This is a genomic window from Luedemannella helvata (assembly GCF_039528415.1).
GTDB classification, from domain to species: domain Bacteria; phylum Actinomycetota; class Actinomycetes; order Mycobacteriales; family Micromonosporaceae; genus Luedemannella; species Luedemannella helvata.
Genome location: NZ_BAAALS010000060.1, coordinates 1 through 8,263 on the forward strand (window position 1 = coordinate 1; position 8,263 = coordinate 8,263).

General features: G+C 67.4%; 6 protein-coding genes and 1 pseudogene. 6 read left to right on the forward strand and 1 reads right to left on the reverse strand.

The features are described from left to right. Nucleotides 1-238 (reverse strand): annotated as a pseudogene (locus ABD191_RS28215) (glycoside hydrolase family 11 protein); the annotation flags it as partial. Between the two features lie 359 nt (nucleotides 239-597). Between ABD191_RS28215 and ABD191_RS28220 the strand changes: the two are divergent. The 6 genes from ABD191_RS28220 to ABD191_RS28245 form a co-directional block, all read left to right on the forward strand. After that, entirely contained in the window at nucleotides 598-972 is a 375-nt protein-coding gene (locus ABD191_RS28220; protein WP_344088783.1) for a PadR family transcriptional regulator, read from the forward strand. Then, a complete protein-coding gene (locus ABD191_RS28225; protein ID WP_344088786.1) occupies nucleotides 969-2,342 on the forward strand; it encodes a permease prefix domain 1-containing protein in 1,374 nt (457 codons plus the stop codon). Before ABD191_RS28220 ends, ABD191_RS28225 begins: the two co-directional genes overlap by 4 nt. 256 nt (nucleotides 2,343-2,598) lie before the next feature. Then, nucleotides 2,599-3,693, forward strand: coding sequence for a lytic polysaccharide monooxygenase auxiliary activity family 9 protein (locus ABD191_RS28230; RefSeq protein ID WP_425560901.1), 1,095 nt, complete (start codon nucleotides 2,599-2,601; stop codon nucleotides 3,691-3,693). 95 nt (nucleotides 3,694-3,788) lie between these two features. After that, nucleotides 3,789-4,397, forward strand: coding sequence for a hypothetical protein (locus tag ABD191_RS28235; protein WP_344088791.1), 609 nt, complete (start codon nucleotides 3,789-3,791; stop codon nucleotides 4,395-4,397). A 97-nt stretch (nucleotides 4,398-4,494) separates the two neighbouring features. Continuing rightward, a complete protein-coding gene (locus tag ABD191_RS28240) occupies nucleotides 4,495-5,661 on the forward strand; it encodes an alkaline phosphatase PhoX (protein ID WP_344088793.1) in 1,167 nt (388 codons plus the stop codon). 516 nt (nucleotides 5,662-6,177) lie between these two features. Continuing rightward, a partial coding sequence (locus ABD191_RS28245) for an endo-1,4-beta-xylanase (protein ID WP_344088796.1) occupies nucleotides 6,178-8,263 on the forward strand: 2,086 nt, incomplete at its 3' end.

Genomic DNA, 8,263 nt, shown 5'->3' on the forward strand with positions numbered 1-8,263 from the left:
TGTAGTTACCGCCGGCACCGAGTCGCATGGTGACGTTGCCGGTGTCCTTCCAGTAGGAGAAGAAGAACCCGTTGTGGTAACCGGTTTCGTTGGCGGTGAGGGTGCGGTCGGCATCGGCGTAGGCGTTGGTGGCCAGGATGGTGCCGGTCACGGCCAACGCGGCGGCGCTGGCGCCGGCGATCAGCATTCTGAGCCGGCGACGTTTGCCGCGGGGCGGGTGGACGGGGGCGTCGGTCATGGGTGCGCTTCCTCCTTGTGAAGCTGGCGCGCCTGTAGGCCGGGGTGGCGGCGCGGGAGTCTCACGCCGGGCCGACAGCCGCGAAAGTGGCCATAGCTTTTGATCGCTGGTTTGTCGCTGTCAACGGCGGATTTCCGAAGCTGTGTGGCCAGATCGGCCGCTGCGGTCGGTTGTCGGGGCAATGACCTGCGGCGGTATGGAAACTATTCGAACTTTCGAAGGAATCGTTTCCATCGAAAGTACCGATAGTTTCCGATAGCTGCCCGAAACCAGGCGCGGTCAGCCGGCTACGGAGGGTGCCTTGTGGAGGTAGATACCTAGAACTACTATGCATTTCAGCATTAGGTATTGGAGGAACCGTGCGGGTCACCAAGGACCTCGTCGCCGCCTCCGCGACGCCGATGGTGCTCGGCATCCTGGCGGAGGGGGAGAGCTACGGCTACGCCATCCTCCGGCGCATTTACGACCTGTCGGGCGGCGAGCTGGACTGGACCGAGGGCCTGCTCTACCCGTTGCTGCACCGGCTTGAGCGCCTCGGCTACGTGGAGTCGAGCTGGCGGTCGGTCACCGGGGAGCGGCGGCGCAAGTACTACCGCATCACCGATCAGGGCCTGGCGGAGCTCGCCGAACAGCGCCGCCAGTGGGACACCGTCGTGGACACGCTCAAAGAGATCTGGCTGGGTCCCGGCGACACCCGGCCGTTGACATCTATTCCGGTGGAGGTGTGGGCATGACGGCGCCAGATGTGCCGGACGAACTGGAGGCCCAGTTCGCCCAGTGGCGGGAGTACGTGCGACGTCGCCGTGAGCTTCAGCCCGCCGACGCCGAAGAGCTCGAGGATCACCTGCGCGGTTCGGTCGACGAACTCATCGGGGTCGGCCTGCGCGCGGACGAGGCGTTCCTCGTGGCGGTCAAGCGCATGGGCAGCCTGGACGACCTGTCCCGGGAGTTCGCCCGCGAGCACTCCGAGCGGCTGTGGAAGCAGCTGGTGCTGACCGGCGAGGCCGCTGGTCCGGCGGCCGACCCCAAGGCCCGGCGCGACCTAGTCGCGATGGTCGCGTGCGCGGCGGGCGCCGCCATCTCGATCAAGGTGCCGGAGCTGTTCGGGGTGTCCCTCGACGGGGACGCCGGCTTCTACGGGCGCAACATCGCCCTGCTCGCGCTGCCGTGGCTGGCGGCCTTCCTCGCCTGGCGCCGTCAGGCGAGGCCGGGGGTCCTCGGGGTTATCGCGGCGTTGTTCGCTCTCGGCGCCGTCGGGGCGAACGTCTACCCGCTCGACGACGACTCCCAGTCCGCCGTGTTGACCGGCATCCACCTGCCCATCGCGCTGTGGCTTGTGGTCGGCGTGGCCTACGTGGCCGACAACCTGCGCTCCTCGCGCCGACGCATGGACTTCATCCGCTTCACGGGCGAATGGGCCATCTACTTCGTCCTCATGGCCCTGGGCGGCGGGGTCCTGATCGGGCTGATGTTCGGCACGTTCGAGGCCATGGGGCTCAATCCCGAGGTTTTCGTGTCGCAGTGGCTGCTGCCCTGCGGTGCGCTCGCTGCCGTGGTGGTGGCCGGCTGGCTCGTGGAGGCCAAGCAGGGCGTCATCGAGAACATCGCCCCGGTGCTCGCCCGCCTGTTCACCCCGCTGTTCACCGCGGTGCTGCTGGCCCTGCTGGTGGCCTTCGGCGTGACCAGTGGCGCCCTCGACGTGGAGCGGGAGGTGCTGATCCTGTTCAACCTGCTGCTCGTCGTGGTGCTGGGCCTGCTGCTCTACTCCATCTCGGCCCGCGATCCGCTGGCTCCGCCGGGCCTGTTCGACAAGCTCCAGCTCGGCCTCGTGGCCAGCGCGCTGCTCATCGACCTGCTCGTGCTGCTGGAGATCACCGGACGGATCTCGGAGTTCGGCACGACCCCCAACAAGATGGCGGCCCTGGGCACCAACGTCATCCTGCTGGCCAACCTCGCCTGGTCCGCCTGGCTGGTGTTCGGATTCGTCCGGCGGCGGGTGCCGTTCGCGGCGCTCGAGCGCTGGCAGACCGGCTACCTCCCGGTGTACGCGGCGTGGGCGTGGATCGTCGTCCTGATCTTCCCCCCGCTGTTCGACTACCTCTGACCGAGGCCGTACGAGAGGCGGCGCCCCCACACGGGGGCGCCGCCTTCGCTGTCTGTGCCCGTCAGGCTACGAAACAGATACATATTCACAAACATCGCTAAAATCGTTACCATCGCCTCGGGAGCCGTTCGGCGACGCGTGGCGCGCACAGCGCCATCGCGTACTGACCTTGTCGACATCACGTGGTCCCGACGTGCCGGAGCTGTTTCGAGCCGCCACGCGAGGTCGACGATCCACCACTCCGCTGGAGAAATCAATGTCAATCGCTTCAAGGGCCAGTCGGCTCATGATCGCGACGGTAGCCGTCCTGATCGCCGCCTTCGCGCTCGTCATCATCAGCAAGCCCGACTCGGCGTCCGCGCACGGGTCCGTCACCAACCCGCCCACGCGGAACTACGGCTGTTGGGAGCGGTGGGGCTCCGACCACCTGAACCCCCAGATGGCCACCTTGGACCCGATGTGCTGGCAGGCCTTCCAGGCCAACCCCCAGACCATGTGGAACTGGAACGGCCTGTTCAAGGAGAACCTCGGCGGTAACTTCCAGGCCAACATCCCCGACGGTCAGCTGTGCAGCGGTGGCCGCACCCAGAACGGGCTGTACGCCTCCCTCGACGCCGTCGGCGCGTGGACCGCGAAGCAGATGCCGAACAACTTCACGCTCACCCTCACCGACTCCGCGAAGCACGGCGCCGACTACCTGCTGATCTACATCACCAAGCAGGGCTTCGACCCCACGACCCAGCCGCTCACGTGGGGCAGCCTCGACCTCGTCCTGCGGACGGGCTCCTACCCGACCACGGGTCTCTACGAGGCCCAGGTGAACGCGGGCAGCCGTACCGGCCGGCACGTGGTCTACACCATCTGGCAGGCCAGCCACCTGGACCAGCCGTACTTCCTCTGCAGTGACGTGATCTTCGGTGGCGGCGGGACCGTCACGAGCGCTCCGGTCACCACCCGCGGCCCGGTCACCAGCGCTCCGGTCACCACCCGCGGCCCGGTCACCAGCGCTCCGGTCACCAGTGCTCCGGTCACCACCGGTGGCTCGGGCACGGGCGGCTGCTCGGCCACGTACACGAAGTCCAGCGACTGGGGCAACGGCTTCGGCGCGAACGTGACCGTCACTGCCGGAAACGCCTCGATCAACGGCTGGACCGTCAAGTGGACCTGGCCCAACGGCCAGACGATCTCGCAAGCGTGGAACGCCACCGTGACGTCGAGTGGCTCGTCCGTGACCGCGACGAACGTGAGCTACAACGGTCGACTCAGCGCCGGCCAGAGCACAAGTTTCGGGTTCAACGCCACCTACAGCGGCTCGAACGGAACTCCCACGCTCACCTGCTCTGCCACCTGATTCAGCTAGCACCCGTGGGGGTCTGGGCAGATGCCCGGGCCCCCACGGCCATGTTCGGTATTGGTCGGTGCCTATAGCTGTGCCACTATCCACCCATGACGATGGATGTCGAGGCGGCGCCGCAGCGGCGTAGCCGTGCACGCGATGTCGTAACCGTGGTGGCTATCCTCGCCACCGCCGCCCTCGCGTTCGTCCTCGTCCGGTCGTTCGCCAGCGGGTCGGGCACGACGCCCGAGCAGCTGCGCGCCGCCGTCGTCACCCAGCTGACCACGTCCCTGGAGCAGGCGACGCCGGCCGATCACGCGAACCACGGGCACGGCGACGTCTACGGCAGCACCAAGGTGCTCTGCGCCGTGGAGGTGCTCGGCTTCGAGCCCGCCGACGCGAAGGACGCCCGTGACCTGCGCAAGGTCTACGCCAACCACCAGTGCGCCGTCTCCGACAACGGCCGGCCGTTCGACTACGCCGTGAAGACCTCCGGGCCGTTGGTCGCCACGTGGGGCCAACCCCCGGTCGTGACGGTCGTGCTCCAGCAGGGCGCGGACTACCCCGACCGGGTTCGGGCGGCGATCCCCGCCGAGTACCAGGAGAAGGCCCTGGCCGCGACCATCAACCCGGACGCGCTGGCCGACCTGCGTACCCGCTTCGACAGGAGCGTCGCCGAGTTCTGGGCCGCCTTCAAGGCGTCAAACCCGCCGCGCTGACCGTGCACCGGGCCGGCTCGCGGAGTTCACCTCCCGGACGACGCGCCGCCAGCTCCCCGTAGACCCCCTCGCCGAACATTCGTGGCGAGGAGGTTTCATGGACCGACGTAACATGCTGCGTGCCACCGTGCTCGGAATGGGTGTGATGGCACTACCGTTCACCGCGTGGCCAGCGGCCTATGCCGCTCCCGCCCAGAACGCCACCGGCCCGTACGGGCCGCTGCTCGCGGCCGACGCCAACGGCATCCAGTTACCCGCCGGCTTCACCAGCCAGATCGTTGCCCGCTCCGGTCAGACGGTGCCGGGCACGTCGTACCGGTGGCACAACGCCCCGGACGGGGGCGCGGTGTTCCCTAACGGCACCGGCTGGATCTACGTGTCCAATTCCGAGACCAGCGCCTCCGCGGGCGGCGGCGCGTCGCGGATCGTGTTCAACGCCAGTGGCGCCGTCGTGGGCGCCTCGCGCATCCTGTCCGGTACGAACAGCAACTGCGCCGGCGGCAGAACCCCCTGGAACACGTGGCTGTCCTGTGAGGAGATCAGCCTGGGCCGGGTCTGGGAGACGTACCCACTCGGCGGCACCGCCGTGGTCCGACCGGCGATGGGTCGGTTCAAGCACGAGGCGGCCGCCGCCGACCCGGTCCGCCGGGTGATCTACCTGACCGAGGACGAGACGGACGGCAGGTTCTACCGCTTTGTGCCGTCGACGTGGGGCGACCTGTCATCGGGGACGCTCCAGGTGATGGTGGCCGGCACCGGCACGTCCGGCTCGTTCACCTGGGCCACCGTGCCCGACCCGGACGGCTCGCCCACGGTGACACGCAACCAGGTATCGGGGGCCAAGGCGTTCAACGGCGGCGAGGGCTGCCACTACGCGAACGACACCGTCTGGTTCACCACGAAGGGTGACAACCGGGTGTGGCAGGTGAACCTGCTCAACAACACGTACGAGCTGGCGTACGACGACAACCTCGTGAGCCCGGGCACGGCGCCGCTGACCGGCGTGGACAACATCACCGGCTCCACCTTCGGGGACCTCTACGTTGCTGAGGACGGCGGCAACATGGAGATCTGCCTGATCACGCCGGACGACAAGATCTCGGTGTTCCTGCGTGTCAACGGGCAGAGCGGGTCGGAGATCACCGGCCCGGCGTTCACTCCGGCGGGCAACCGGCTCTACTTCTCCTCGCAACGTGGCACGTCCGGAGCCTCTCAGGGCACGGGAGGCATCACGTACTGCGTGACGGGTCCGTTCCGCACCTGACCGGTGCAGCGTGGCGGCGGCGGGGCAACCCCGCCGCCGCCACAACCGGTGCAGCGCCGTGCCATCACCCGGTCGCGGAGCGCATAACAGAAATCTGTCGACCTCGCGTACGTCATGGCGCCAGATCTCTCTCCAAAATCCGTTATCGGCGACCCACTTCGATGGTCATGCTCTGACGTGCCTCGATGCCGCGTTGACATGGCTGCAATGCGGGGTTAATTTTCGAAGACCAGTCAATACATCAGTACGTGTTGATGCGGTTGATGCGGAGCGGCTCATCGGGCAGAGCCGTGGCCGCACGCGCGACCACCCTGGGTCCACCAGTCGACGTCGCCTCGGCCGCTGGCGTTCAACGGCGTGCAGCACGCGACGCCAGATGAACGTTAACAACGCGTTTGGCCCGTTACCGCGGTCCTCGCTGGCCTGCCGTCCGGACGACGTTCCGACGGCCGAGGGCGACGGTCCGTACGTTCGCTGACCTTCAGTCCCGTCCGATTCCCAGAAAGGCAACCGCACATGATCGAGAGACCACCCCGGCTAGCGCGGCTACGCGCGAACAAGGCGGCGCGCACCGCCTTGGTCGTGGCCACCGTCGCGGGCGTGGCCGTCACCACGTTCGTGGTGGCATCGACGGCCTCCGCCGCCGAGAGCACGCTCGGCGCGGCTGCCGCGCAGTCGGGTCGTTACTTCGGTACCGCCATCTCGGCGAGCCGGATGGGCGATTCGACGTACATGAACATCGCCAACCGTGAGTTCAACATGATCACGGCCGAGAACGAGATGAAGATCGACGCCACGGAGCCCAGCCGTGGTAATTTCACCTTCACCAACGGGGACCGGATCTACAACTGGGCCGTGCAGAACGGCAAGCGGGTGCGTGGGCACACGTTGGCGTGGCACGCCCAGCAGGGGTATATGGAGAACCTGTCGGGTTCGACCCTGCGGCAGGCGATGATCGACCACATCAACGGGGTCATGTCCCACTACAAGGGCAAGATCTACGCCTGGGACGTCGTCAACGAGGCCTTCGCCGACGGGAGCAGCGGCGGGCGTCGCGACTCCAACCTGCAGCGCACGGGTAACGACTGGATCGAGGTCGCGTTCCGTACCGCGCGGGCGGCCGACCCGGCCGCGAAGCTGTGCTACAACGACTACAACACGGACAACTGGACGTGGGCCAAGACGCAGGGCGTCTACAACATGGTCCGTGACTTCAAGTCCCGTGGCGTGCCGATCGACTGCGTGGGCTTCCAGTCGCACTTCAACTCCGGTTCGGCGTACAACTCGAACTACCGCACCACGCTGTCGAGCTTCGCCGCGCTGGGTGTGGAGGTGCAGATCACCGAGCTCGACATCGAGGGCTCGGGGACAACGCAGGCCAACACGTACGCGAACGTGGTCAACGACTGCCTCGCCGTGCCCGCCTGCAAGGGCATCACGGTGTGGGGCGTGCGGGACACGGACTCGTGGCGTGCCTCGGGTACCCCGCTGTTGTTCGACGGCTCGGGCAACAAGAAGGCCGCCTACACGTCGACGCTGAACGCCCTCAACGCGGCCACGCCGGTCCCGACCAGTGCCGCACCCACCACGTCGGCACCGAACAGCCCGATCGTGGGCGTCACCGGTCCCATCGTCGGAGCCCAGTCGGGGCGCTGCATCGATGTGCCCAACGAGTCGACCGCCAGTGGCACACGCGTGGCGCTGTACGACTGCAACGGTCAGACCAACCAGCGTTGGACCTACACGTCCAGTAAGCAACTCGTGGTGTACGGCAACATGTGCCTGAGCGCCGCCGGTTCGGCGAACGCCTCCGCGGTCCAGATCGACGCCTGCAACGGGCAGGCCAGCCAGCAGTGGAACCTGAACAGCAACGGAACCATCACCAGCGCCGAGTCGGGACGCTGCCTCGACGTGTGGAGCACCGCCAACGGGGCACAGGTCCAGGTGTACGACTGCCACGGCCAGCCCAACCAGCAGTTCAGCCACACCGCCTCGCCCACGTCGACCTCCCCGACGTCGGCTGCCCCGACGTCGGCTGCCCCGACCTCCGGTTTGGCGACGTCCGGCGCGCAGACGTCGGCACCGGTCAGCCAGGAGCCCGGCAACCCCACGTGCCAGGTCGTCTACAGCATCACCAACCAGTGGACGGGCGGCTTCGGCGCTAACGTGAGCATCACCAACAACGGCGCCGCGATCTCCAGCTGGCGGTTGACCTGGACCTTCGGGGCCGGGCAGACCATCAGTCAACTGTGGAACGGGTCGGTCAGCCAGTCCGGGTCGCAGGTCACGGTCACCAACGCCGAGTACAACGGGTCGCTGCCGACCGGTGGTAACACGTCGTTCGGATTCAACGGCACGTGGAACGGCTCCAACCCGGTGCCGACCAACTTCGCGCTCAACGGCGTGGCGTGCAACGGATCGGGCCCGATTACCTCCAACCCGGTCACCTCGGCCCCGGTTACCTCCAACGTGGTCACGTCCGGTCCGGTGGTGACCACGCGTCCGCCGGTGACGTCCGCTCCGGTGACGACGTCGGGTCAGAACTGTTCGCTGCCCTCGTCGTACCGGTGGTCGTCGAGTGGTGTGCTGGCGAACCCGAAGT